Origin of the sequence: Streptococcus orisratti DSM 15617 (assembly GCF_000380105.1) — a bacterium.
GTDB lineage: Bacteria > Bacillota > Bacilli > Lactobacillales > Streptococcaceae > Streptococcus > Streptococcus orisratti.
The window spans coordinates 1-26899 of sequence record NZ_KB904457.1 but is presented as its reverse complement, the minus strand read 5'-3'; the positions used below and the strand labels follow the sequence as shown (position 1 = coordinate 26899).

General features: G+C 38.1%; 25 protein-coding genes and 1 pseudogene. 8 read left to right on the top strand and 18 right to left on the bottom strand.

Going from position 1 to position 26899, the window contains the following annotated elements:
• Positions 1–265 precede the first annotated feature (265 nt).
• From A3I7_RS0103505 to trhA, 5 genes are all read left to right on the top strand, one after another.
• Positions 266–1438, top strand: a complete 1173-nt coding sequence (locus A3I7_RS0103505) for a hydroxymethylglutaryl-CoA synthase (RefSeq protein WP_018375400.1) — start codon at positions 266–268, stop codon at positions 1436–1438.
• A complete protein-coding gene (locus A3I7_RS0103500) occupies positions 1431–2708 on the top strand; it encodes a hydroxymethylglutaryl-CoA reductase, degradative (RefSeq protein WP_425423201.1) in 1278 nt (425 codons plus the stop codon). Before A3I7_RS0103505 ends, A3I7_RS0103500 begins: the two co-directional genes overlap by 8 nt.
• A 33-nt stretch (positions 2709–2741) precedes the next feature.
• Entirely contained in the window at positions 2742–3683 is a 942-nt protein-coding gene (gene pip, locus A3I7_RS0103495; RefSeq protein WP_018375398.1) for a prolyl aminopeptidase, read from the top strand.
• Positions 3684–3776: 93 nt separating this feature from the next.
• A complete protein-coding gene (locus A3I7_RS0103490) occupies positions 3777–4223 on the top strand; it encodes a DUF1836 domain-containing protein (RefSeq protein WP_018375397.1) in 447 nt (148 codons plus the stop codon).
• A complete protein-coding gene (gene trhA / locus A3I7_RS0103485; protein ID WP_018375396.1) occupies positions 4213–4869 on the top strand; it encodes a PAQR family membrane homeostasis protein TrhA in 657 nt (218 codons plus the stop codon). The genes A3I7_RS0103490 and trhA overlap by 11 nt, the downstream gene beginning before the upstream one ends.
• Positions 4870–5021: 152 nt before the next feature.
• Here the strand turns inward: trhA and lplA are convergent, their stop codons facing one another.
• The 13 genes and pseudogenes from lplA to tnpA form a co-directional block, all read right to left on the bottom strand.
• A complete protein-coding gene (lplA, locus tag A3I7_RS0103480; RefSeq protein WP_018375395.1) occupies positions 5022–6011 on the bottom strand; it encodes a lipoate--protein ligase in 990 nt (329 codons plus the stop codon).
• Positions 6012–6099: 88 nt separating this feature from the next.
• The gene (lpdA, locus tag A3I7_RS0103475; RefSeq protein ID WP_026217112.1) at positions 6100–7854 is read right to left on the bottom strand and encodes a dihydrolipoyl dehydrogenase; all 1755 of its coding nucleotides are present in this window, start codon (positions 7852–7854) and stop codon (positions 6100–6102) included.
• A gap of 263 nt (positions 7855–8117) precedes the next feature.
• Positions 8118–9491, bottom strand: a complete 1374-nt coding sequence (locus tag A3I7_RS0103470) for a dihydrolipoamide acetyltransferase (protein ID WP_018375393.1) — start codon at positions 9489–9491, stop codon at positions 8118–8120.
• A 62-nt stretch (positions 9492–9553) separates the two neighbouring features.
• On the bottom strand, positions 9554–10552 hold the full coding sequence (locus A3I7_RS0103465) for an alpha-ketoacid dehydrogenase subunit beta (protein WP_018375392.1): 999 nt from the start codon (positions 10550–10552) through the stop codon (positions 9554–9556).
• Between the two features lie 56 nt (positions 10553–10608).
• Positions 10609–11577, bottom strand: a complete 969-nt coding sequence (locus A3I7_RS0103460; RefSeq protein WP_018375391.1) for a thiamine pyrophosphate-dependent dehydrogenase E1 component subunit alpha — start codon at positions 11575–11577, stop codon at positions 10609–10611.
• Positions 11578–12013: 436 nt separating this feature from the next.
• Positions 12014–12352, bottom strand: a complete 339-nt coding sequence (locus tag A3I7_RS0103455; protein WP_018375390.1) for an ATP cone domain-containing protein — start codon at positions 12350–12352, stop codon at positions 12014–12016.
• A gap of 135 nt (positions 12353–12487) precedes the next feature.
• Positions 12488–12913: an arsenate reductase ArsC gene (locus A3I7_RS0103450; protein ID WP_018375389.1), complete on the bottom strand. Its 426-nt coding sequence runs from the start codon at positions 12911–12913 to the stop codon at positions 12488–12490.
• Positions 12914–12982: 69 nt separating this feature from the next.
• On the bottom strand, positions 12983–13519 hold the full coding sequence (locus A3I7_RS0103445; RefSeq protein ID WP_245538835.1) for a hypothetical protein: 537 nt from the start codon (positions 13517–13519) through the stop codon (positions 12983–12985).
• A 51-nt stretch (positions 13520–13570) separates the two neighbouring features.
• Positions 13571–14506, bottom strand: coding sequence for a 4-hydroxy-tetrahydrodipicolinate synthase (dapA, locus tag A3I7_RS0103440; protein ID WP_018375387.1), 936 nt, complete (start codon positions 14504–14506; stop codon positions 13571–13573).
• 81 nt (positions 14507–14587) lie between these two features.
• On the bottom strand, positions 14588–15664 hold the full coding sequence (locus tag A3I7_RS0103435) for an aspartate-semialdehyde dehydrogenase (RefSeq protein ID WP_018375386.1): 1077 nt from the start codon (positions 15662–15664) through the stop codon (positions 14588–14590).
• Between the two features lie 222 nt (positions 15665–15886).
• Entirely contained in the window at positions 15887–16447 is a 561-nt protein-coding gene (locus tag A3I7_RS0103430; RefSeq protein ID WP_018375385.1) for an alpha/beta hydrolase, read from the bottom strand.
• Positions 16448–16725: 278 nt separating this feature from the next.
• Positions 16726–17477: pseudogene (locus A3I7_RS13090) on the bottom strand (aldo/keto reductase).
• Between the two features lie 280 nt (positions 17478–17757).
• On the bottom strand, positions 17758–18147 hold the full coding sequence (gene tnpA, locus A3I7_RS0103420; RefSeq protein ID WP_018375381.1) for an IS200/IS605 family transposase: 390 nt from the start codon (positions 18145–18147) through the stop codon (positions 17758–17760).
• A gap of 90 nt (positions 18148–18237) precedes the next feature.
• Between tnpA and A3I7_RS0103415 the strand changes: the two genes are divergently transcribed.
• Together A3I7_RS0103415 and A3I7_RS0103410 are read left to right on the top strand one after the other, a co-directional pair.
• A complete protein-coding gene (locus A3I7_RS0103415; protein WP_033418503.1) occupies positions 18238–18612 on the top strand; it encodes a helix-turn-helix domain-containing protein in 375 nt (124 codons plus the stop codon).
• A gap of 115 nt (positions 18613–18727) precedes the next feature.
• On the top strand, positions 18728–19102 hold the full coding sequence (locus A3I7_RS0103410; protein WP_018375379.1) for a TnpV protein: 375 nt from the start codon (positions 18728–18730) through the stop codon (positions 19100–19102).
• Positions 19103–19147: 45 nt separating this feature from the next.
• On the opposite strand, the gene A3I7_RS0103405 is transcribed toward A3I7_RS0103410, so the two are convergent.
• From A3I7_RS0103405 to A3I7_RS0103385, 5 genes are read right to left on the bottom strand one after another with little or no spacing between them, the layout of a single operon-like run.
• Complete coding sequence (locus tag A3I7_RS0103405) at positions 19148–20938, bottom strand: type I restriction-modification system subunit M (protein WP_018375378.1); 1791 nt, start codon at positions 20936–20938, stop codon at positions 19148–19150.
• 12 nt (positions 20939–20950) lie between these two features.
• Positions 20951–22075 (bottom strand): AAA family ATPase, encoded by a 1125-nt coding sequence (locus A3I7_RS0103400; RefSeq protein ID WP_018375377.1) that lies wholly within the window; start codon positions 22073–22075, stop codon positions 20951–20953.
• Positions 22072–23355, bottom strand: a complete 1284-nt coding sequence (locus A3I7_RS0103395; RefSeq protein WP_018375376.1) for a restriction endonuclease subunit S — start codon at positions 23353–23355, stop codon at positions 22072–22074. The genes A3I7_RS0103400 and A3I7_RS0103395 overlap by 4 nt, the downstream gene beginning before the upstream one ends.
• Positions 23348–26353 (bottom strand): type I restriction endonuclease subunit R, encoded by a 3006-nt coding sequence (locus tag A3I7_RS0103390; protein ID WP_018375375.1) that lies wholly within the window; start codon positions 26351–26353, stop codon positions 23348–23350. The genes A3I7_RS0103395 and A3I7_RS0103390 overlap by 8 nt, the downstream gene beginning before the upstream one ends.
• A 13-nt stretch (positions 26354–26366) precedes the next feature.
• A complete protein-coding gene (locus A3I7_RS0103385) occupies positions 26367–26585 on the bottom strand; it encodes a helix-turn-helix domain-containing protein (RefSeq protein ID WP_018375374.1) in 219 nt (72 codons plus the stop codon).
• A 189-nt stretch (positions 26586–26774) separates the two neighbouring features.
• Between A3I7_RS0103385 and A3I7_RS13990 the strand changes: the two genes are divergently transcribed.
• On the top strand, positions 26775–26899 hold a 125-nt coding region (locus tag A3I7_RS13990; protein ID WP_018375373.1), incomplete at its 3' end, for a helix-turn-helix domain-containing protein.

Sequence of the window (26899 nt, the reverse complement as noted above, 5' to 3'; positions counted from 1 at the left end):
CTCTTCTTAAAGTCACAAAATATTGTACCTGAAAATGTCTAAAAAAGCGAGAAAAAGACGTTTTCCTCAGAAAATAACAACCTTCCCGTCTTTTGAAATTGTCTGTTTTTCATAAACATAATCCGGCCTCCTTGATATTTTTTAATATGGCTCTCCATACTTTGATACTTAAAACAATCGTGTTTTTTACATTGGTTTTTCACGACTTTGTGGTAGAATAGAGGTTAAGCATAATTCATAATTTAACGCAAAGAAAGGTTTATTCATGAAAATCGGTATTGATAAGATGGGCTTTGCGACTTCTCAATATGTCCTTCAAATGGATGATTTAGCAAATAGTCGTGGAGCAGATCCTGAAAAATTTAGCAAAGGACTGCTTTTAAATGCACTTAGCATTGCGCCCATCACTGATGATATTGTTACGATGGGGGCCTCTGCTGCTGATAGTATTTTAACGGAGGATGATAAAGAAGCTATTGATATGGTTATTGTAGCAACTGAATCATCTGTTGATCAAAGCAAAGCGGCAGCTATATATGTACACAGCCTACTAGAAATACAGCCTTTTGCTCGTAGTGTCGAGATGAAGGAAGCCTGTTACAGTGCCACTGCTGCTCTAGATTATGCACGTCTTCATGTTGAAAAGCATCCTAATAGTAAAGTTTTGGTGATCGCTTCCGATATTGCAAAATATGGCATTGAAAGCTCTGGAGAATCAACTCAAGGAGCTGGTAGTATTGCTATGCTTATTTCTCAAAGTCCGCGTATTTTGGAATTAAATGATCAGACACTTGCGCAGACGCGTGATATCATGGATTTTTGGCGTCCAAACTACTCTACTACTCCTTACGTCAATGGTCGATACTCAACAACACAATATTTGGATATGCTAAAATCAACATGGTCTGAGTATCAAAGAAGGTTCGATACCTCTTTGGCTGATTTTGCAGCCTTCTGTTTCCACTTACCATTTCCTAAGTTAGCTCTCAAAGGTTTCAACAAAATCATGGACAAGTCTATGCCAATTGATATACAAGAAAAACTCAAGAAAAATTTTGAGAGTTCTATTCTTTACAGTCAACAAATTGGAAATATCTACACTGGTTCGCTCTTTTTGGGACTTTTGTCACTTTTGGAAAATAGTCAAAACCTTTTGGCCGGTGATCAAATTGCCTTCTTTAGCTATGGAAGTGGTGCTGTGGCTGAAATCTTCACAGGTAAGCTAGTTGAAGGTTTTCAAAATCAACTACAGCCTAGTCGGTTAGGGGAACTCAAAAAACGCACCGTCCTATCAATTTCAGACTACGAACATCTTTTCTTTGAGGAGGCGCAGTTAGATGAGGAAGGAAATGCGACTTTTGCAGACTATGAGACAGGACCTTTTGTATTAAAAGAAATTCGAGAACATCAACGCATTTATGGTAGAAAAAATGATTAAATTAAGCTGGACTGGCTTTGCTAAGAAAGCACCCCAAGAACGGGTTGAACATCTCCGTAAAAACAACTTGCTTAACGCTGAAAATCAGTTACAACTAGAGCAACAGAGAAGATTATCTCTTGAAACAGCTAATCAAATGGCAGAAAATGTTATAGGCACTCACTCACTTCCCTTGGCTCTGGTTCCAGATGTCCTTGTTGATGGTAAAGAATATCAAGTACCTTTTGTGACGGAGGAACCTTCGGTTGTCGCTGCAGCTAGTTTTGCGGCGAAAATCATTAAACGTTCTGGTGGCTTTCAGACGATTGTCCATAATCGGGAAATGATTGGTCAAGTAGCTTTGTACAATGTTCCAGATAGTAAAATAGCTGAGCAGAACATTTTCAACCAAACAGCTTTGCTATTATCTCAAGCTAATGACGCTCACCCCTCTATTGTCAAACGAGGAGGTGGGGCGCGTGAACTTCGCGTAGAAGTTAAAGAAGAGTTTCTAATTGTTTTTGTGACTATTGATACACAAGAAGCTATGGGAGCCAATATGGTCAACACCATGATGGAAGCAATCACCCCGACCTTAGAGGAATTATCTGGTGGGCAAGCACTTATGGCTATTCTCTCTAACTATGCAACGGAAAGTCTAGTGACTGCCACTTGTTCCATTGATTTGCGTTTTCTAAGTCGTGATAAAAAAGAAGCCCAAGTAATTGCTCAAAAGATGGAGTTAGCTAGTTATTTAGCGCAAGTGGATATTTATCGGGCTAGTACACACAACAAAGGGATCTTTAATGGTATTGATGCAGTTGTAATGGCGACTGGAAATGATTGGCGAGCTGTTGAAGCAGGTTGCCATGCTTATGCTTGTCAAAATGGTCAATACCGCGGTCTATCGAATTGGACTTTTGACAAAAATGAACAAGTATTAAAAGGGCAACTTACTTTGCCAATGCCAATTGCAACCAAAGGAGGGTCTATCGGACTTAATCCGACCGTTCAAATTTCACATGACTTGCTGAACAATCCTTGTGCACGTGACTTGGCTTCGGTTATTGTTTCTGTTGGTTTAGCTCAGAATTTTGCTGCACTGAAGGCTTTGACAACAACTGGCATTCAGGCGGGTCATATGAAATTGCAAGCCAAATCACTTGCTCTCTTAGCTGGCGCTAGCCAAGAGGAGCTTAATACACTGGTTACTCAGCTCTTGCAAGCTAAGCATCTTAATCAAGAAACTGCGCAAGCAATATTACAGAAAATCAGAGATAATAAAAACTAGAAAGTGACTAGTTTTTCATTTAAGGAGAAATTTATGAGCTTGAAAACTCTTTTCCCAGAAATAACACCATTTCAGACGGAACTTTTTGCAGTGGATAGGCAACACCGTATTTATGTTGAACAGTCTGGAAATCCTGAGGGTGCTCCTGTCATCTTCGTTCATGGTGGACCAGGATGTGGTTGTGGTGATTGGGCACGTCGATTTTTAGATCCTGATTTTTATAGAATTATTTGTATTGACCAACGTGGGTGTGGTCGAAGTGAGCCTTTTCTTGAATTAAACAATAATACAATCCAAGATTTGGCCGAAGATATGGAAAAAGTTCGTTGTCACCTTGGTATTGAGAAATGGTTGGTTCATGGAGGATCTTGGGGAACAACGTTATCACTCTACTATGCTGAAACCTATCCAGCAAGTGTTTGTGGTTTGATTTTACGTGGTGTTTTCCTTGGACGGCAAGAAGATATTGACTGGCTTTATCAAGGAGGTACTGGTCAATTTTTCCCAGAAGCCTATGCTAAATTCACCAGTCTTTTGACGCTAGAAGAACAAAAGAATAATATTGCTAGCTATTATCGCTACTTGACTTCTCCTGATAAGGCTATTAGAGAGCGATATGGAAAAGCTTTTGCAGATTTTGAAAATAGCGTTATTACACTATATCCCAAGCTTTTATCAGATAGCATTACCGATGAAGATATAGCCATGGCTACAATGGAAACACATTATTTTATCAATAGTTGTTTTATGTCAGATAATTATATTTTAGAAAATGCCCATAAAATAAAGAATATTCCCACAATCATCATTCATGGGCGTTATGATGTGGATTGCCGACCTATTGGTGCCCAGTTACTTTTTGAGCAGCTCAATAAGGCTGAAATAATTTATACCATTTCTGGACATTCAGGGTTTGAACCTGAAATTACTCACGCTCTGATAGAGTCACAAGAAAAGTTTAAATCCTTATTTTAAAAACCTTCTTTATGAAGGTTTTTTCTTGACTTTATTTTTTGATAAATATATAATCTAGTTATTAAGACTAGATTATAAAGAGGTGATGAACCGATGGTGAAAAAGTATCCTAAATGGGCGGAGCTACCTGAAATTGATTTGTATTTGGACCAAGTCCTTCTCTACGTTAATCAGGTTACCAGCTCTGCCATTTCTCAAAATGATAAGGGACTGACAGCTTCTATGATTAATAACTATGTCAAGCATGGTCATCTGGAAAAACCTATTAAGAAAAAATATGGTCGGCATCAAGTGGCAAGGTTGATTGCTATTACAAGTCTGAAAAATGTATTTTCAATTCAAGAAATTAGTCAAACGTTGAAAATTTTGACAGCAGGTGGACGGTCTGAAGAAAGCTATGATGGCTTTGTTGCCTGTATGAACGGAGATGATCTTGAAGGATTACCTCAGGTGGTGATTTCTGCTTGTCAAACTTTAAAATTATACGATGCAACACATCAATTGGTTCAAGAACTTGGAGGTATTGAAAATGAACACTAGTATTACTATGAAGCTTAGTAAACGTCTTTCATTTGGTGAGGAGGTGGCTAATAGTGTGACACATGCTGTTGGTGCTGCTGCAATGCTGGTTCTTTTGCCTATAACGGCTATTTTCAGTTATCAGCATTATGGAATAGCTGCTTCGGTGGGAATGTCAATTTTTGTGATCAGCCTTTTTCTGATGTTCCTTTCATCCGCTGTCTACCATTCTATGCAATATGATTCACCTCAAAAATACGTTTTGAGGATCATTGATCATAGCATGATTTATATTGCTATCGCTGGTTCCTACACACCTGTTGCTTTGTCACTGGTTGGTGGTTGGCTCGGTTATCTGATCATTGTTCTTCAATGGGGAGCAACGATTTTCGGTATTCTTTACAAAATTTTCGCCAAAAATATCAATGAAAAATTCAGTCTTTTCTTGTATCTTCTGATGGGCTGGCTAGTTGTCTTTGTCATTCCAGCAATCATCAGTAAAACGGGCGCTATGTTTTGGTTGCTAATGATTGCTGGAGGACTTTCCTACAGCATTGGTGCTATCTTTTATGCCCGTAAACGTCCTTATGATCACATGATTTGGCATCTTTTCATCCTTTTAGCATCTACTCTTCAATATATTGGTATTGTTTATTGTATGTTGTAAAAGTGCAAAGTAAAAAATAAGAAAATAGCTTAGAATTCCGTCATCAGAAACGTTGATTCTAAGCTATTTTTGATTGCTCATACTCTTCGAAAATCAAATTTAATCGGAAGGGTAAAATTTTAGTTTTTGCCCTGCTTTTTTAGTTAATTTCATTATGCCACGATAGCTTTGGCTACCTCTTCTGTTGTCATACGAGAAAAGTAATGAGTTGTGTCAATCGTTTTTAATTTTTCTAAGACATCGGTGTACTCGTAGCGTGTGCCAACTAACAAGTCTTCAATATCTGAAACATCTCCAACACCAAAGAAGTCTCCATAGATTTTGATAGATTCTATGACAGAATTAACAACATTGGCGTAGGTTGTTATTTTACCTGCAGGGTAGCGAACTGAGCGTTCGACTGTATATTCTGGTGCTTTGCCGTAAGTCCAATCCCATGTACCAAATTGTTCATCAGCTGATTTCTGGATTTTCAACAATTCATCCTCCGAGAGAATGTACTCAGTCATGTCAGGGTAGGTTTCTTTCATCTTATCCAAAATTTTGTCTGAAAATTCTTGGACGGTGATTTTTTCTGGCAACTCATTGAGAATATTAGTAACACGTGCACGAACCGATTTGACACCTTTGGATTCAATTTTATCCTTTGAAACTTTAAGGGCATTGCCGAGCACTGTCATATCAACATCAAAAAGTAAGCATCCGTGGTGCATCATCCGGCCTTTATAGTAGGCTTGCGCATTACCACAGAATTTTTTACCATCAATTTCAAGGTCATTACGACCTGTAAATTCAGCCTTGACACCAAGGTCGGCCAGAGTTGCGATAACAGGTTGAGAAAAAGTTTTAAAATCAAAAGCACCTTCATCGGCCTTGTTGGAAATAATAGTATAGTTCAAGTTGTTTAGGTCATGGTAAACAGCACCGCCACCGGATAGACGGCGAACCACATGAATGCCGTGTGCATCCGTATATTCTTTGTTGATTTCCTGAACGGCATTTTGATGTTTACCAATGATTATAGCAGGTTCGTTAATCCATAGAATGAAAAGTTCATCTTCATCAACTAACTCGCGAAAAGCATAGGCTTCAAGAGCGATATTGTAAGCTGGGTTATTAGACTTATTGACAATGTATTTCATGTTTATTTTAACTCCATCGAAAATCAGAACACCTATAGGCAATGGCTAGGTGTTCTTTGATAATTATATTCTAATTCTAGTGAGGATTTTATTTGCGTTTTGGCGGATTATGTATAGCTTCACCCAGTGTGTCTGCGAAGGCTTCATACATGTTTTCAGAGAAGGTTGGGTGTCCGTGAATTGACAGAAGTAACTCATCAACAGTTAATTCATTTTCCATGATAGTTGCAGCTTCATTAATCAATTCGGCAGCAGCTGGTCCGACAATGTGGACACCGAGAATTTCATGGTACTTACTATCAGCGATAACTTTTACGAAACCTTGAGCTTCGTTTGAGGCAATGGCACGTCCGTTACCCGCGAAGCTTGATTTACCGATAAGAATATCACCATATTTTGCGCGAGCATCTTCCTCGGTAATCCCAACCATAGCTACTTCGGGGTGAGTGTAAACAGCTGCTGGTGTGAAGTCAAGATGAGCCTTACGCGTGTTGCCTCGCATGGCATTCTCAGCAGCAACCTCACCCATACGGTAAGCTGCATGTGCCAACATTTTAATACCGTTGACATCACCTGGAGCGTAGATGCCAGGAATAGATGTTTCTTGATAGTCATTGACCTTGATACGATTGCGATCCATTTCAAGATTAAGTTTTTCAAGACCATTCATTTGTGGAACACGTCCGATGGATAGCAGAGCTTTTTCAGCGACGACTTCTTCGCCGTTGTTAAGCTTGAGGGTCAATTGATTATTGGCTTCGATGATTTCAGAAACCCCAACAGAAGTCTTAATTTTCATTCCTTTTTTCGTAAGGATTTTTTGAAGCTCCAATGACACTTCTTTGTCCATTGCGGGAATAATGCGGTCGGCCATTTCGATGACAGTTACGTCAACACCGTATGATGCCCAGACTAATCCAAGCTCGATACCAACAACACCGCCGCCCATAACTGCAAGCGATTTTGGCATTTCACGCAGGTCAAGAATATCATCTGATGTCAAAACAAGTTTAGAATCAATACCAGGAATATTGATACGAGAAACTTTAGAACCTGTTGCCAAGATAATGTTACGTCCTTTAATGGTCTTAGAACCAATAGTGACTGTTTTGTCTGGGTTTACTTGTCCAAGACCATTAAAGATGCTGACTTTATTAGCTTTCAAGAGACCTTGAACTCCACCAGTCAAGGTTTTAACGACCGAATTTTTAAAAGCAACGGTCTTATCCATATCAATAGTGTAATTTGTGGAAGCAAGATTAATGCCACGTCCTGCGGCAATTTTCAGACCATCAAGAATCTCAGCATTTTTTAAATAAGTCTTAGTTGGAATACAGCCGACATTCAAACAAGTACCGCCAAATTCTGATTTTTCAACAATGGCAATCTTACCGCCAAGTTGAGCTCCTCGAATAGCTGCGTAATAACCAGCAGGGCCACCACCGACCACGATAATATCGTATTCGTCATTCGCAAGCGCTGCTTTTGTAACTGCTGGGGCAGGAGTTCCGGGAGCTTTAGGGACTTCAAGTCCAGCAGCTTCAAGTTGTGTCGTTGCTTGAGCAACTTCTACTACCGGTACTGCATTTTCTCCGACAATTTCGCCTTCCGCACCAATATAGCCAATAACTTCAGTGACGGGAACAACATCGCCATCTCCGTGAACGATTTTCAAAAGAATCCCTGAGTCTTCTGCTTCAATTTCCATATTTGTCTTATCAGACATGATTTCAAGTAGAATGTCGCCCTCATTGACTGTCTCACCTTCTGATTTTTTCCACTCAATGATTTCGCCTTCTTGCATGTCAACACCCAATTTAGGCATAATAATTTCAATTGCCATAATTATGATACAAAGAACGTCAAAATGCGGCAGAATTTTTTGTGGTAGGTTAGAAATCTTCGATTTTGTAGGCATATCTACGCTAATCAGAGGGTCCTACACCTGCCATTATTATCCGAGCATTTAGTTCGTGTTCAAATGTTACGAACTCGTTCTACATCCTTTCTTTATTTTCTCTCAGAAATATAAATTTCTTTTTTACTAATCCACCATCAATGATTGGTTCTACCCTCGCTACATTAGAAAAGTAGCGAAAACAGTTATCAAATCAACAATTCAAATGGATTTTCCATCAATTTCTTCAAATCTACCATGAATTTGGCACCGTTCATCCCATCAACAATACGGTGATCAATAGTCAAGCACATTGCCATAATTGGTCGAATGGTGATTTCACCATCAACAACGGTTGGTGTTTGGAAGGTTGCTCCAATACCTAAAATAGCCGAATTGGGCTGGTTGATGATGGGATTAAATGTCTTAGTGCCAAACATTCCCAGATTAGTAATGGAGAAGGTTGATCCAGACATTTCAGCTGCTTTCAACTTACCTGTCTGAGCCTTCTTGATGACATCCTTAGAAGCTACAACAAATTCTGACAAGCTCAGCTTATCTGCACCATGAACAACAGGCACTAGCAAGCCTTCATCAAGACCAACTGCGATACCAAGGTTCACAAATTTATGGAGCTCAATTTCAGTTGCGTCATTGATGAGGGAGGCATTGAGGTAACGATGCTCTGGTTTCATCAATGTTTTTACTACAGCTAGACCGATTAAGTCGGTAAAGCTGATCTTAAAACCTGTTTTTTCCATGATAGGCTCAATAAGTTTCTTTCGTAGCGCAATCATTTCTGTCATATCAATATCATAATTGAGTGTGAACGTTGGAGCAGTGAGATAAGAATTCACCATACTCTTAGCTACCGCCTTACGCATGGCAGACATCTTAACCACTTCAACACCTTCAGGTAAGGCAGACGCAGCTTTTTCCTTGACCTCTGAGTTGGAAACCTCAACCTTGGCTGGTTGCACAAGAGCCAAGATATCTTCTTTAGTGATTTTGCCACCAATTCCAGAACCAATCACAGTCGTAAGGTTAATTCCCTTGTCAGAGGCAATCTTACGAGCAAGTGGTGTTACCTTTGGCTGAGCCCCCTTGAAGTTTTCAACATCATCCTTGTGAACACGACCATAGACACCTGTACCTTGAATCACTTCAAGGTTAATGCCCAACTCGGCAGCTGCTTTACGAGCAGCTGGGGTTGCACGTACTTTTTCACCCGCCTTGCGCTCAACAATAGCTGGCACAGGAGTTGCAAGAATCGGCTTAGCTGCCGCTGCTTCGACCGAAAGTTCTTCAGCAACCCGACTTGGAGTCGCTAAATCAATAACTTCGCCTTTTTCACCAATGTAGCCAATAATTTCCGTTACTGGAACCACTTCTCCTGCACTGCGAGTGATTTTCAGCAGCACACCAGAGTTTTCGGCTTCTAATTCCATATTAGTTTTATCAGACATAATTTCAAGGAGAATGTCGCCTTCACTGACCACATCGCCCTCTTGCTTTTTCCACTCGATGATTTCACCTTCCTGCATATCTACACCGAGTTTAGGCATAATAATTTCAAAAGACATTTGAATACCTTCCTAGTTTAAATAGTTAGAGCTATTTTTACTAAATAGCCTCTATCTGAGAATTAATTTCCCTTATTAACCACCTTAATAATGGCTTCTTTTATCTTAGACACATCTGGCAAAATAGCTTGTTCAAGTTTACGTGCATAAGGAACAGGAACGTCTTCAGATGCCAAACGTACAATCGGATGGTCCAAATAATCAAAGGCTTCACTTTCAGTCACCATTGTTGCAATTTCACCGATAAAACCACCAGTTTTATAGGCATCGTTAACCAGCATAAGTTTTCCTGTTTTCTTGACAGAATTGATTATCAATTCTTTATCCAAAGGAATAAGGGTACGTGGGTCAACAACTTCAACATTAATACCTTGTTCAGCGACTTCTTCTGCGGCCTTGAGCACACGTTCTAACATGCGGCCATAGGTAACAATTGTTAAATCACTACCTTGACGTTTAATTTCCCCTTTTCCAAGCGGAATGTAGAAATCTGAATCTTGATTAACTTCTTCTTTTTTTCCATAGAGAGCTTTAGGTTCCATGAAAATGACAATATTATTATCTCGAATAGAAGATTTTAGAAGACCTTTGGCATCATTTGCCGTACCCGGTGCAACAACTTTGATACCTGGAATGTGTGTCAACCAAGCTTCCAAAGATTGTGAATGCTGTGCCGCAGAGCCAATTCCCGAACCTGATGCTACACGGAAAGTTACTGGTGTCTTTAAACCACCACCAAACATGTAATTGTTTTTGGCCCCATTATTAACAATGGCATCAAGAGCAATCGTAATGAAATCCATAAAAGTTACATCGACAATTGGACGAAGTCCTGTAATGGCAGATCCAATCGCCGCCCCAGCAATCGCCGCTTCAGAAATTGGAGTATCTTTAACACGTTTTGGACCAAATTCCTCAAACATGCCCACAGAAGTTCCAAAATCACCTCCGTAAACACCGACATCTTCCCCCATCAAATAAATGTTCTCATCCTTACGCATTTCTTCGCTCATGGCAAGATTTACTGCCTCACGCAAAGCCATTAATTTTGTTTCAGTCATTATTTTATTTCTCCAAATGCTTAATTATATGTATTGCTTATTCTTAAAAATTATCCCTAATCTACCCAAACATCCTCAAAAGCAACTGAAATATCTGGATCTGGGCTACTTTGTGCAAATTCATAAGCGGCATCAATTTCTTTAACTACCTGATTATGGATAGCTTCTAATTCCTCAGCGCTAGCAATATTTTCAGAAGTCAGATAAGTACGATACTTGATAATAGGGTCTTTTTCTTTCCAACCATCTACTTCTTCTTTGGTTCGGTACTTACCAGCGTCAGCTGTTGAATGCCCAAACCAGCGATAAGATTCAACTTCAACAATAGCTGGGCCATTTCCAGCACGGACATGCTCCACGGCTTGTCCCATTGTTTCATAAACAGCTAGAACATCATTGCCATCTGAGCAATAAAATCCAGGAATACCATAAGCCTCTGCTCGTGTGTATAAATGAGGGGTATTCGTAGCGCGACTAATATCCATTGAAATGCCATAACGGTTGTTAATGATGAAAAAAATTACAGGTAGTTTCCAGGTTGCAGCCATATTAACAGATTCATGGAAGGAACCCTCATTGGTTGCGCCATCTCCTGAAAAGGCCACAACAATATTGCCAGTTTCTTTATATTGTTGGGTCAAAGCTGCGCCGACTGCAAGAGCATAGCCACCACCAACAATACCGTTAGTTCCATAGTTCCCTTTTTCAAAATCAGCCAAGTGCATGGAGCCTCCACGCCCCTTAGAAACACCAGTTACTTTTCCAGCAAGTTCCGCCATCATTTTATTTAAGTCCATATCTTTTGCAATAGACTGACCGTGACCGCGATGATTTGAGAAAAAGATGTCATCGTAGGTCAGGTGCTGGACTGCCCCGACATTAGCAGCTTCCTCACCAACTGAGAAGTGAGTCATCCCTTGAACAAATCCACGACGAACTAATTTATTTATGCGCATATCAAATTCACGAATGCGTTCCATTTTTAAAAACATCTCTAAATGTTGTTCTTTTGATAAAGTAACCATAAGGCCCTCCAAAAATCTTATTTACAAACCCATTCTATTCCAATAATTCACAAAGTGCAAATAATTGAACCGCTTTCTTTCTGGACTATAACAAGCCTTTTCTGTACTATAAAATATTTTTTTCACAAAGTATTTTTAATGATATCGCTACACGTATTCAATAGGCATAACTTAAGCAAACTCATTGAAGGTTACTGAGTTTAAGCTTTTCTGGGAGACGGAGACTTTTTGAAAAAGCAGAGATGCTCTAAGGCAGATCATTTTTAATAATGTCCCTCTACTGAAAGAACCCTAATCCATGAATTCTTGAATATCAAAAAAGCGAATGAACACTAGATTTGTTCTTTTGACAAACTAGCTTCATTCGTTTCTTACTTATTCATTTTTAAAGAATTTGATAAGTTTTTGGAGAATTTCAATTGAGTCAATTGGTGCATTACTTGAGTTGTTCAAAACGTAAATGAACAATGATGCTATCACCATAACCATTTCTCTCAAGATCACGTTGTAATCTGTAGGAAATGTAGTGTTCGGCAATGTTAATGTAGCCGGCATCCATGAGACGATTTTCAACACAAGACTGAATCATACTGATAGTTGGTCGTTCAACCTGAGCTTCTTGTAAATCAAGAACCACTTTTTTGGTGACATTAGCTAAATTCTCACGTAATGTATCATCTAATACATAAACTGTTTGAGCAGCTTTGATGATGGCTTGGTAAATTTTATCAGGGTCAAAATCAGCAACTTGACCATTGCGTTTAATAATTTGCATAGACACTCCTCTCATGTGTAAAATGATATGATAATCAATTAAATAACTCAAAAAGTTGTAGGAAATATGAATTTGGTAGTTTAGAATTCCTCATTTTATGAGTTTTCATAACCCACTTTCATTATGCAAATGTTTTCACATTTTGTCAAGTATTTTACCTTTTGCCAGACAAATCTCTGCTAAGGATTGTAGTTTCTTCTCAATAAGTTGAATTGTTAACAAAAATAATTCGTCTGATTTCCCGCTAGGATCATCAAGTCCCCAGTCATCTCTGTAACGGCAAGGCAAATAAGGACATTCCACATTACAACCCATGGTAATGACGATATCAATCGGTGGTAGCACAGCGATGAGTTTGGGAAATTGTTCTTTTTCCATATCGATATCATATTGTTCTTTCATGATACGTACAGCATCCTGATTGATTTGTGTTTTTGTTTCTGTTCCAGCAGAGTAGGCTTCAAAGATATGAGAGTAGTATTTTTTGGCCAGTGCCTCAGCTATTTGACTTCGACAAGAATTATGGACACAAATAAAGGCAACTCTGGGCTTTTGCGACATCTAACTTCTCCTTACAATTTCTTATGTTATTTTTCATCAGAGGAGACTCTCTATAATTCAAAAAAATATCTAAATAAGATTGAAAAAACGGCGTATTTGTTGATATTGCTGACGTTTCAAACGTAAACTAATTTTTCTAACCTCCTTTGTTTCCACTTCGGTTAACTCAATTATAACTTGGCGACTCTGATTATCTCTTTGTTTTTCCCACCAGTCTCCAATCAAAGCACCAGTCAGTACATCCTTATCCATCAATGCAGCTGCAAAAGCACTAGCTACTGCTCCTTCAGAAATTTTGTGTTTATCCTTCTCGGAGAGAAGCATAGTAATCTTCTTTAATTGGTATTCCTTATCTTTGCTATCACTGAGTTTTATTACTCCATGTCGATTCTGGATAAGTTTTAGTTGTTTAACTTCTGATAACTTTAAGTTAAGTGTTAAAGTTTTTGGAGGGGTTACTTTATCCCAAAAATCTGAGAGTGACATCATTAACCTTCGCTTTCTAAAAGGAGAAGCCAAAAAGAGAGTTCTCCTCCTCTTCTCATAGCTCAAAAAGTTCAGCAAACCTTTTAAGAATGGAAATGGGGTGAACTCTATTTCCGACATTAGTATCACGCTGTTATATGACTCGAACTTTGAGAAGTAAGTATGATTATTTTAATAATCTGGACGGACAACACCTGTTACGGTTGCTTTAGTAGCCTCATAGTCTCCGTCTACAACAACTTTGATAATACGTTTAGCATCTTCATCTGGTGCTGCCACAAGTGGTAAACGTAGTGGACCAACTTCAAACCCGAGGTAATTCAGCACAGCCTTGACTGGCGCGGGGCTTGGATATGAGAAGAGTGCATTAACTTTCGGAATAAATTGTCGTTGAATAGCTGCTGCAGCTTTCATATCATTGTTCTCAATAGCTACCAGCATATTATACATTTCATCACCATTAGTATGTGAAGCAACCGAAATAACACCATCTGCTCCCAAGTTCATGGCATGGAAAGCATCACCATCCTCACCCGTATAAATCAAGAAATTATCTGGCTTATGTTCAATAAGGTAAGCCATGTTAGCAAGGCTTGTACATTCTTTGACACCAATGATATTTGGGTGTTCAGCCAAACGAAGCATGGTTTCTGGAGTCATTTCGACAACGACACGCCCAGGAATATTATAGATGATGATAGGTAGGTCAGAGGCGTCTGCAATAGCTTTAAAATGCTGATACATCCCCTCTTGGGAAGGCTTATTGTAGTAAGGTACAATGGCAAGACCAGCAGCAAAACCGCCAAAAGCCGCTACTTCTTTGGCAAATTCGATAGAATCTCGAGTATCATTTGTTCCCACACCCGCAATTAATGGGACACGCCCATTGACAATTTTTTGAACAGCTTCAAATAATTGTAATTCTTCATCATGGGTGAGTGTCGGACTTTCTGCTGTTGTCCCTGCCAATAGTAACGCTTCAGTATGGTGTGCCAAAAGGTGTTCTACCAATTTTGGGAGCGCGTCAAAGTTAATTGACCCATCTTCCTTAAAAGGTGTTACCATGGCTGTAATGAGTTTTACATTTTTTAATTGTTCAATAGACATGCTGTCTCCCTCCTCGGCTAATTAACAAGTAACTAATATTTAGTTCTGAAGAACTAAATTTTCAACACAACACAGGTCAAATTACTTCAATTCAAACTTAAGTTCAGTCGTAGGACGAACAAGGCCACGTTCATGCAAACTTTCAGCAATCTGAACAGAGTTCCAAGCAGCACCTTTTAGAAGGTTATCAGCAACAACCCACATGTGAATGCCTTTTTCAGCATCCAAGTCCTTGCGGATGCGACCAACAAAAGTTTCACGACGTCCTACTGCATTGATAGCTTGTGGATAGATTTGTTGACTTGGATCATCCTCTAAAATAGCACCAGGGAAGTTAGCGATAGCTTGTTTTACTTCTGGAATTGCTGCAATTTCCTTGGTTTCAATGTAAACTGATTCAGAGTGACCAGAAATAACAGGAACGCGAACACAAGTTGCTGAAACTTTGATGCTATCATCTTCCATGATTTTCTTAGTTTCATTAGTCATTTTCATTTCTTCATAGGTGTAATCATTTTCAGTGAAAACATCGATTTGAGCAAGAGCATTGAAAGCAATTGGATAATGCTTTTTGTCACCACCACATGGTAAAATTTCAGCGTGTAGTTTTTTGGGTTCAACACCATCAACCACTGCTTCGTGCAATTGTCCCAAAGTTTCATTGATAGCATTAGCACCAGCACCAGAAACTGCCTGGTATGTTGACACAATAATACGGTCAAGCCCCCATTTCTGGCGGATAGGTTCAAGTGCAATCATCATTTGGATTGTTGAACAATTTGGACAGGCAATAATTCCGTTATGGGCATCCATTGCATGTGCATTAACCTCTGGAACGATAAGCGGAACATCTGGATTTTGGCGGAAATAAGATGTGTTATCAACTACTACAGCACCAGCCTTTACTGCATAGGGAGCATATTTGGCAGAAGTTGATCCTCCAGCCGAGAAGAGAGCGATATCAACTCCTTCAAAAGCACTTTCTGTCGTTTCTTCAATAACGATTTCTTGACCGTTAAACGGAAGCGTTTTACCTGCTGAACGCTCAGACGCAAGCAATCGAACGCGATCAATTGGTAGCGTAGATTCTTCCAACATTTTAATCATTTGAGTTCCAACGGCACCGGTAGCACCAACGATAGCGACTGTGTAGCCCATTTTAATACCTCATTCTAAGAAAATAGCAGAGCTATTCTCAAAATTTTCCAAAAATTTATAATAAACCAATTATACTATTTTTTATGATAAATGAAAAGACTAAAATTACATTTGGAGCAAGAAATGCATAGGAGATAATGATATAAAGTTCTACTTGTCAAAGGTTAGAATTAACTTGAATTATTATCATTTCTTTTGTACGGTATTTGCTTATGGCATTAATTAGGTGCTTTCCGATTCTTCTTTAAAAAAATTCCGAAAAGCATTATAGGTATAATCACACACTGCCTGATAATCGTGACGGCCTCCCTTTCTTTCACGGAAAATGATATTTTCTTCCTGTTTGAATATTCTTGGAGCTTGACTAGAAAGGGAGAGGACCTGTTGTTTAAAAGCTCGATAGGCAAAGTCATCAGTTCCGCTGACAGCATAAATCAGGAAATCCTGCTGTTTCTGCTCCGCTATTTTTGCAAATACTCTGGCCGGTGTTCCGACATTTCCACTCATAGGATTGAAATAGTAAAAGTAGTCCAAGGCATTCTCAAAAGTTCGCCAAGTGTTGACGGACCCCATTGAAAAACCACTGAAGGCTCGATAGCGACGAGAGTCAATCAACTCTTCTGGACTGGTTGAGGTGGCGTAGGTGCTGTATTTCTTCTCAACAGCAGGAATTAAGTCATGGATTAGCTCTTGATAGTAACGGCTGGTTAATTGTACGGCCAAACCAAAGTCACTGCTGTCCTGAGAGCTAGAATTGTTGCAAGTGAGGTTGACCACAATCATGGGAACAACTTCGTTCTATTTGGGATGTAATTTTTTATTATTTTTATAGTCTTATTGTACTGAAAAATGCTAACCTTTTGAAATACTTCTTTATCATACAAGTATTCACAATTTACATACTAGGCTTGGCAAGATTAAAAACTCAGAGGTCCAACCTCCGAGTCTATTACATTATAGATTTTTCAAAGAATAGCAAGATAGCATAAAAAGCTAGGTGAGCATATCTGCATTTTTATCAGCTACTCCCACTTTTCATTTCTTACACCTTGGTCTTTCAACTAGTCATTAGCATGAATATCGTAAGCAGTCAAAAGATACTCTCCCACACCTGGGGCATCTGGATCATGTGCACCTTTACCCTTATCTAGAGCACGAAGGGCCGCTAATTCTTCAGCAGTCAATTCAAAATCAAAAATGTCTTTGTTAGAGGTCATACGGCACGGCTCTTTTTAGTTGATTTTGGTAAGACAACGATTCCTTCTTGGTTTTCAAAACGGAGGATAATTTGCCCCACATCTTTACCATACTTGCTTGCTAGTTCTGTAATAACAGGCTCTTCAAAGAGGTCTTTGTTGCCTTGTCCGAGTGGTGCCCAAGCTTCAATGATCACTTGATCTTTTGAAAGCAAGTCACGTATTTCTTTTTGTTGGAAGTACGGATTGAACTCAACTTGGTTGACAGCAGGCATTGTCGCAAAGTTTGGAACAAATTGTTTCCAGAAGTTTGGTGTGAAGTTTGATACACCGATTGATTTGATTTTTCCAGCAGCTTTGGCTGTTTCATAAGCAAAGTCTTGAATCCAGAGTTTGCTAGTGACAAAGATTTCTTCCCGTGGAATACCTGAATCCTTGATCGCTTGTTCGACTTCCTTTTCATTGAAATAGGCTTGCGCGGTATCAATATGACGGTAGCCGATTTCCAAGGCTTATTTCACGGCTTTGTAGGTTGAGCTATCTGCAGGGATTTGAAATACTCCAAAACCAATGGCAGGGATTTTGTTTCCGTCGTTGAGTGTCATTGTTTGTGTCATCATTTTTACCTCTTTCTTATGTATGAATCTATTATATTCCTAATTTCTTAAATGGAACAATACTGATTATTTATTATAGTATTTGTTTTGTGAATACTAGATCTATGCTTCTATTTTTCCTTATAAATCATCATAAGAATCATGACCACCCGTCTAACGGGTGGTTTGAACAGGGGCTATAAGCCCACATCACCAGCCAGCGCCTAAAGACGCTGGCTTTCACTTTGTTCAAGCCTCACTGCTTTTGACTCGTCACTTGCCTCTTAAAGAGGCGTTGGTATTACTTGCCATCATCCCTAAAGGGATCTTCGTATTCTTTTACGCTCAATTTATCTAGGGCGAGGTCATGTTTTTCTTGTTCTTGGATATATTTTTTGATAGTGGCTTCGTTCAGTCCAACTGTGCTCACATAATAGCCCTCTGCCCAAAAATGGCGATTCCCAAACTTGTATTTGAGATTGGCGTGTTTGTCAAACATCATCAGGGCACTCTTACCTTTTAAGTAGCCCATGAAACTTGAAACACTAATTCGTGGTGGGATACTAACTAACATGTGAACGTGGTCTGGCATTAAATGTCCTTCTATTATTTCACCTAGACTACTTCGATAGTGATTATAGATTACTTTTCGTCTATACTTAGGGGTAAATACGACACTATTCTCAATCACACAAACTTATATGAATACAAGCACGGAAAAATGTTAATGCATTTACACTTTTGCTTCGAAGGTGTTCCTACAGAACAAATTCCTGCGGCAATGCTAAAATACTACCGACAGCGAAAGTGTTTAACCACACGACAGTTAGCTGAGAGTGTAGGAATTGTACCCGCAACAGTGTTAATGTATGAGCGTGAACGATTCCCGATACCATATCAAACAGCCGTTGCTATGGCTGAAATCCTTGAAATTGATAGAAATATGCTCTTCGATGAATTTGCTCAATTTATGGATTATCCATACAGTGATAGACTTCGTGAAATCAGAAAAGCACACAGATTAAATCAAGCAACTTTTGCTGAAAAAGCAGGTATTAGTTTGAGCATCTATTCTAAGTGGGAGGGTGGTTCACGACAGCCGTCAAGAAAAATGTATCGGCAATTGGTAAATACATATCCCGAAATAAATATATGAAAATACAGCGTATCTGTGATATAGCAGGTACGCTGTATTTTTTTATCAGCACATTGGTATTATTACCCATCTTTCTGTAAAATAAAAGTACACTAAAACACAGGAGGAAAACAAAATGGAAAAATCATTATTTGAACAGATGGGCGGTACTTATACGCAAGTCGGAGATTATATGCTACCAAATCTCATCTTATCCAAACAACAGGCTCAACCAATCGGAACATGGGGGCATCGGCACGCAAGATATTTAAAGCAACACCATAAAATTATTTATATGAACCTGTTGACAAGTGGGAAACTAAACGGCTATCTTGTCGATATTGAAAATCAGGCTAAAAATATGTTTCTTCAAATCGTAAAGCAACTAGCAGAAAGCGAAAATATAACAGAAGAACTTAAGGCAAAAAATCCAATGCTTTGGTGTTCACAACTCAATAATATTCGAGAAAGAGCTACCGAAATAGTTAATGCTGAAATAATCTATGTATAAAGAAGAAAGAATCAGTTGCAAAACATCACAACTGATTCTTTCTTCTTATGGTAATAAATTCAATCCCAATTCCTTCAAAAACTCATTATGCCGAGCCTTTGCCACATTAATGTCATTCTCAATTTTTTCAAGCTCCTGCCGTACTTCTTCAATATCAACAATTTCTTCTTCGGGCGCAGTGCTGACATAACGAGAAATATTTAGATTATATCCATTTTTCTCAATTTCCTCCATAGAAACTCGGCGGGAATATTTTTTATCATCTTCTTTTCGGTATTGGTATGTTTCAATGATCTTATCAATATGCTCCGGTAAAAGCGTATTTTGACGCTTCCCTTTTTCAAAATACTCACTTGCATTGATAATCAGCACATCATCATATTTCTTGCATTTTTTAAGAACCAGAATACACACTGGAATACCCGTAGAGAAAAACAGATTTGCCGGCAAACCAATGAGAGCATCAATATTTCCATCTTTGATAAGTTTTGTTCTGATTTTTTCCTCAGCGCCACCACGGAACAATACTCCATGCGGTAGAATAATCGCCATTGTTCCATCATCGCTTAAAAAATGGAACCCATGCAATAAAAAAGCAAAATCTGCTGCTGACTTTGGAGCAAGTCCATAATTTTTGAATCGGAAATCTTCTGCCATTTCTTCTTTGGGTTGCCATCTATAACTGAAAGGCGGATTGGCTACCACTGCTTCAAACTGCATTTTTTTCGCAGGATTCATCTCATTTAAGATGTTCCAATCATTTAATAAGGAATCTCCGTGATGAATCTGAAATTCAGAATCCTTTACACCATGAAGTAACATATTCATACGAGCAAGGTTGTAGGTAGTAATATTTTTCTCCTGCCCATAGATCTGACCGATACCATTTGCACAAAATTGCTTTCGTACATTAATTAACAGAGATCCCGAACCACAGGCAAAGTCAAGCACATTTTTTAGTTTGCTCTTTTTTCCGGTGCTTGGATCTTGACTATCAAGAGATACAATTCGGGAAAGGATAGTTGAAACCTGCTGCGGGGTATAGAATTCACCCGCTTTTTTACCAGAACCAGCAGCAAACTGGCCTATCAAATATTCGTAGGCGTCACCAAGAATATCTGTTTCATTTGGAAATTCAGCAAGTCCTTTTGCGATTTCTGTAATAATCGAACATAGTAAGCTATTGCGTTCACCATAATTTTTCCCGAGCTTATCGGAATCCAGATTAACTTCTGAAAACAATCCACGAAATCTGCTTTCAAACGACTCATTCTCAATATATTTAAAGCCACTCTGCAAAGTTTTCAGCAATTGACTATTTTGTGTTCGTGCCAATTCATAGATATTACTCCACAAATATGCCGGTTTTATCACATAATGAATTTTACGGCGCATTTGTTTTTCAAGCATATCAACTTGATCCAAATTGCGAATATACCAGACTGCAAGCGGGATTACATTGTGGCTATAGAGCATCTTATTATTATCATCCACAAAATATTGTCTTGCTTTTTCAATTTTTTGATGGTCTTTTTCGTCTTCATGTAACCCTAATTTTTCAGGAGAAAGCGATCTACTGTATTGGGTAATAACGGATTTCAGCTCGCCAATATAGGTATCAAGATCCTCTGCATTTTTTTGAATTTCAAGCTCACTTTTCTGATAATCACTTCCCAATTCTTTTTTTACTGCCTCTTCATAATTATCGGACAAGTAGCGCAAAAAGAGAAAAGACAGCATATAATCTCTAAAATCATCGGCGTTCATTGCGCCACGCAGTTTATCAGCAATCGCCCATAATGTTGAGCCTAACTGTTTTTGTTGTGTATCATTCATAATTTACTACCTCTATCTTTCTATAAACAGCTTGTCGTTAAATTTGTAATTTTCCAGAAATCTATTCAGTATATTTTTGAATATTTCCTTATTATCCTCAACCATTTCGAGAGGATTAAATATCGAGTGATTACCATGACTTAGTAGATTCGTCATTCGAGCAAAAATCACATCATCTAAATCATCATCTTCCCGTTTTATACAGGCTGAAAAATCATCAAATCCATGAAATGTAGCCGTTTTTTCAAGGATATTTCTTAAAATATTAAAATGATAAGTATAGATTTTCCCGCTGTCAGCCACTTTTTTTAATTCTTTCAATAGTGCAACATGATGAAAGAACGGAGTGTCTCCGGTGTTTTTTACTATGTATTCGTTTGTCTCTTTATCAAAACTCAAAAAACGACTGGCTGTGCTTTCTTTTCTCAACTCATTGTACATCACATTAAAAAACAGCGTGTGATGAGTGGAAATAACAGTTTTAATCTTACAATCTTTTAACAATTCTGACAGTTGACATGCTAACGCTACAACATTATTGTCATCAAGGGACGAAATCGGATCATCAATATAGATATATTTCACCCAATCATAAGATAACGCTTCGTCTTTTACAAGTTGAACAATAGCAAGAAAGAAACACCAAACAAATAGGTTTTCTTCGCCACGAGAAATTTTTATTCCGGTAACAGTTTCCTCTCCGGTTCTGGTTTGTACTGTTCGTGAAAAGCTGACATATCCATCATCATAATGAATTGTAAAGTCAAAATCTGCATGAATCTGCAAAAATCCCCGTATACGAGTGTCCATTTCAAGGTCTCTCAAGCCATCAAAAAAACGAGAATTTGTATTAAAAAACAGGCGTCTATCCGTATCCCCTTCTAAATCATTGTCCCAATAGAATAGATCCTCGGTAAAGGCATTATAATACAGTGTATCTCTTGTTGTTTCCTCACTGCCTCGAATTCTTCTTTTTCCTAAATTCTTAAATTCACCGGAAAGCCTTGTTTTTCCAGTTCCATTATACGCAAACAAAAGGTAGTAATTTTTCGTATTTGTTGCATCCGCAGTACCAAGCGTATCACGAATATTGTGTGCAAATCTTTTTAAGGTTGCAAATTGTTTTGTACCACTCATACATCTGCCTCCTCAAGAGAAGGAAACAATCCCTGCATTAATCCTTTTTTATGTGCTTTTAACTGTTCCACTTTATTTGATTGCTCGGTAATTATCTTATCTATCTCAGACAAGCAATCTGCAATTTTTTGTTGTTCTTTGAAAGATGTAGGAAGAACAATTTCAACATTTTTCAAAACTTCTTTAGAAAGATTATTGTTCTGTCCCGTACCATGCATGTTTATTTCTTTGTGTATTAGTGGTTCTATCAAAAATTTAATTGCATGGTTCTTTTCGTCTTTAGGAATCAATTTCAAAGTACGCTGATTTAATACAGCAATATTTGTATTCCATATAAAGAAATTAAACCCTGCTGCACCCGTCAAGCTCAATATTAAATCATTTTTTGAAATTAAATATTTATATAAATCGTTACGCTTAATCAAATCCATATTGACAAACACTTTGTCAGTATTTGAATTCTTGTTATTTATATCAGTAATCCTAACAACTTGAATATAGTTAGAATCTGTATCATTTGTAACGAAATCACTTGACGAAAAGGCATATCCTTCTTGAAAACCACATATTAGTTTTAGCTTTTGCAATTTCCATTCTCCGCATCCTTGAAACTCAGGAAATCTCCATTCGGGCAGGGCTTTCCCTTCCGCAGGGAACAGCTTTTGCATCAAGCCTTTTTTGTATTTTTCTAATGCTTTCAGTTTTCTTCTTTCCGTATCAATCAGCTCATCAAGTGATGATAGGCAATCAGCAATCTTTTGTTGTTCTTTAAAATCAGGTAATGCAAGAGGCATACTCCATAAATATTTTGTATCAACACTTAACGCCCCGTGTGCTCTTGCACCCACCTCAATATATTTTCTCAGCCAATGTCCGTGATAGTTATTGTGCCAGAGGTAATCAAAAAACGGAGGATATGATTCATTACCAGTAATTCTAAAGCAAGTAAAAATACTATTGGGAACAGCGGCTATATCATATTCTCCCAACATAGAAATATAACCTTCTTGAAACTGCTTTGTCGCGCTTTTGTTATATGCAAAATCATATTTCCTGATAACAATATAATTTTTATAGGAATCTCCTGCTATTTCTCTCCCAAATTTTTCTGTTTGTGGTATTAAACCCACGCCAGATGTTACACTCATAAGAGTGTATTTATTTTCTCCTGCTTTTTCTTTTACGACGGAAGATATTTTTCCCAACTTCGTAATTTTCAATTTGTCCCCAATGAATTCTGGAAACCGTAACTTAGGAACTATTTCTTTCTTCTTATTCATACGCATTTAACCCCACAATTTCACGACCATCTGCCAGTTTTTTTAACAGCGGGATCAGGTCATCCATCAAATCCAGTTCTTTTTGCGTTCTTTCTCGCCAGCTTAGGTCAAGCGGCGCCAAAAGATCGCCGAGTTTTTCTCCGTCAAAAATCATTCGGTCAATGATTTCCTGAATAAACTCTTGCAAACTTTGGATTTCAATACCATGTTTTTTCCCAATGATATTGATTTCCTGATTGTTTTTCTGTTCTCTGAATTTCTGATACCCTGCTTTGATTTCCTTTTCATCCAAAGCCACGCCAACTTGAAGCGAATCGATATATTCGATAATATCTTCTCTTTCATCAAGCAAATTGGAAGTAGCCGAAAGCATACCGATGAGTTGTTCTTTACTCATTTTTTGCTTTTTCGGTTCGGTCTGGGTGTATTTCGCAATCAATGTCATAATATAGTCATAGTCGATAATTGCAGACGAAAACAGAACAAACTCAAAATCGATCTGTTCAACTTCAGGATTTTTATCCTCGTTCTCTTTTCCTTGCTCAGATTTCAGTCTTTGTGCCACATCAATATAAGCACCACGGAACGCACGCAGGGTATCCTCCGGCAACAGCTCCTCGATTTTTTCTGCGTCTTTTTCTTCAATTTCCGTGTACTGCTCCAACTGCGTTTTCAAACGCTGTACTTCCTTGAATTTATTGATAAATTCACATCTTTCGGCATCACCTTTCAAGTTGTTTACCTCTTCCGGTTTGCACTCCAATCCTTGTGATTCCATAAACTTTTCTAATTCACTTACTGCCTTATCCAGTTTCTCAACAACCTTTGGTGCTGGGGCAACAAGCCATATTTCTTTTGCTCGGTTACTGTTATTTTCACCGGAAAACAGAGCAATAGCTTTATCTACTTCATCAGACTGGCTTCTGAAATCAAGAATATTACCATAAGGTTTTGTATCATTTAAAACTCGATTTGTTCTGGAAAATGCCTGAATTAAGCCATGATATTTTAAGTTCTTATCTACATACAAAGTATTCAGATACTTAGAATCAAAACCGGTCAGCAACATATCCACAACAATGGTAATATCAATTTTGTTTTTATGAGGATAATCTGCGTTAGTATATTTCTGGTCTTTAATTCTTTGCTGTACATCCTGATAATATACATCAAAATTGTTGATGTCATGGCTGGTTCCATACTGTTCATTATAGTCTTTGATAATACTGGTCAACGCTTGTTTCTTTTTATCAGGTTCTTTTTTGTTATCTTCTTTTTCCTGTGGAAGATCCTCTTGAATTTGCTGAACATCCTTATTACCTTCTGCCGGCGGCGAGAATACGCAGGCGATATTCAATGGCGTAAATTCACTGTCGTCGGCATCAATACAATTTTGTTGTGCTTCTTTGAACAAGTTGTAATATTCAATAGCATCATTGATTGATGATGTAGCTAAAATAGCGTTGTATCTTCTGTTATTTGTTATAGCGTCATGTTTTGACAGAATAGTTTGTACCACAGCCCTTTTTTGTTGTTCCTCATTGATTCTTGAAGCATCTCTGTCATTTTCCGGCTTGAAGTAGTCAATATGGAATCGCAATACATTTCTGTCATCAATGGCATGAGTAATCGTATAAGCATGCAGCTCTTTTTCAAAAACATCCTTCGTGGTTGTATAAGAACCGATTGTTCCATCAATTTGCTTATAAGTTGCATTTTCCTCAAAAATAGGTGTTCCAGTAAACCCGAAGAGCTGAGCCTTTGGGAAAAAGTTTTTGATTGCTTTATGGTTTTCTCCAAACTGTGAACGATGGCATTCATCAAAGATAATTGCAATTCTGCTATCTTTTAAAGGCGCCAATCTTTCTTTGTATGTGAGTTCACCTTTTTTCTTTTTCTCTTTACTCCGCTTATTATCGTCGTCAAGCGCCAAACCCAACTTTTGAATGGTCGTTACAATGACTTTATCTCGATAGTCCTCCGAAACAAGTCTTTTTACCAAAGTTTCCGTATTGGTGTTTTCTTCCACACATCCCTCTTGGAACTTATTGAATTCCTCTCTAGTCTGTCGGTCAAGATCCTTTCTGTCCACTACAAAAAGACATTTTGCTATGTTGCGATTATCTTTTAACAAGGTAGATGCCTTAAAAGAGGTGAGGGTTTTACCGCTTCCCGTTGTATGCCAAATATAGCCATTTCCTCTGTTTTGCTCAATGCAATCCATAATAGCTTTAACTGCATAAATTTGATATGGTCTCATAATCATCATTTTCTGTTCACTTGCTACTAAGACCATATATTTGCTAATCAGCTCACCCAAAGCACATTTACGCAACACAGCCTCAGAAAAATCGTGCAAATGGGTAATTTTTTTATTGTCCTTATCGGCAAATTGATATACAGGCAAAAAGCGTTCATCAGCATCAAAAGCAAAATGCTCTTTGTTGTTGTTGGCAAAATAGTAGGTATTACTTTCATTGCTGACAATAAAAAGTTGCATGAAACAGAGCAAAGAATTTGTATATCCATTTCCGGGATCATTTTTATAATCAACAATCTGCTCCATTGCTCTTTTAGGAGTAATTTGGAGCGACTTTAATTCAACCTGTACAACAGGAATGCCATTGATAAGAATAATAACATCGTATCTATGGTGACTATTTTCTGTATTAATACGAAGCTGATTAATTACCTCATACTCGTTTTTGCACCAATCATTCGTATTTACAAGGGTGTACTGTAGGGGTGTATCATCATCCCTTTTAAATGTGTTCGTTTCTCTCAAGATTTTTGCCGCTGAAAACACATCCGGTGTAATGATGCTTTCTTTCAATCTTGCAAATTCAGAATCACTTAATCTAACCCTATTAAGTTCTTGAAAATGCTTTCTAAAATTTTCCTCTAGAGAGGCTTTATCTTTAATATCTTCTCGATATATATACTTTAACTCTTTAAGTTTTTCAATAAAACTCAGTTCAATTTGTTTTTCGTTCCTCATATTGCGACACCTTTCACTTAGTTGTTTTCTCTAATAAATCTATCAATTCCTGATCTAAATTATTTTTCCTGCAAAGTTCTGCCAAAGCGTGTCTTGCAATCTGATTGGGTTTTGATTTATTGTTTTCCCATCTATTAACCGAAGTGAATCCCATATGCAATTCTCTTGCTAATCCTTCTTGAGATAAACTCAGCTGGTAACGAATATTTTTTATAACTTCAGAAATTTCCATAATACAGTTCTCCCTATTCGTTTAAACTTATACATAATATATTATATCATAAGCTATAGCGAATTGTAAACATCTCATAACTTATAACTGTTTGAAATGTTTCCCGCGTTGTAAAATGAAGTGCAACAAAAAAGACATGCTCGTCTGATATACTAGAATTCCCCAACTCAGTATAGAAAGCAGATGAACATGTCCACTAATCATTCTACCAAAAAATCGTTATACTCACACCTTTCAGCCTCTGAACGCGGAGAAATCAGCGCCTATCTCAAGATGGGCAAGAACCCCTCTGAGATTGCTCGTCTGCTTGGGCG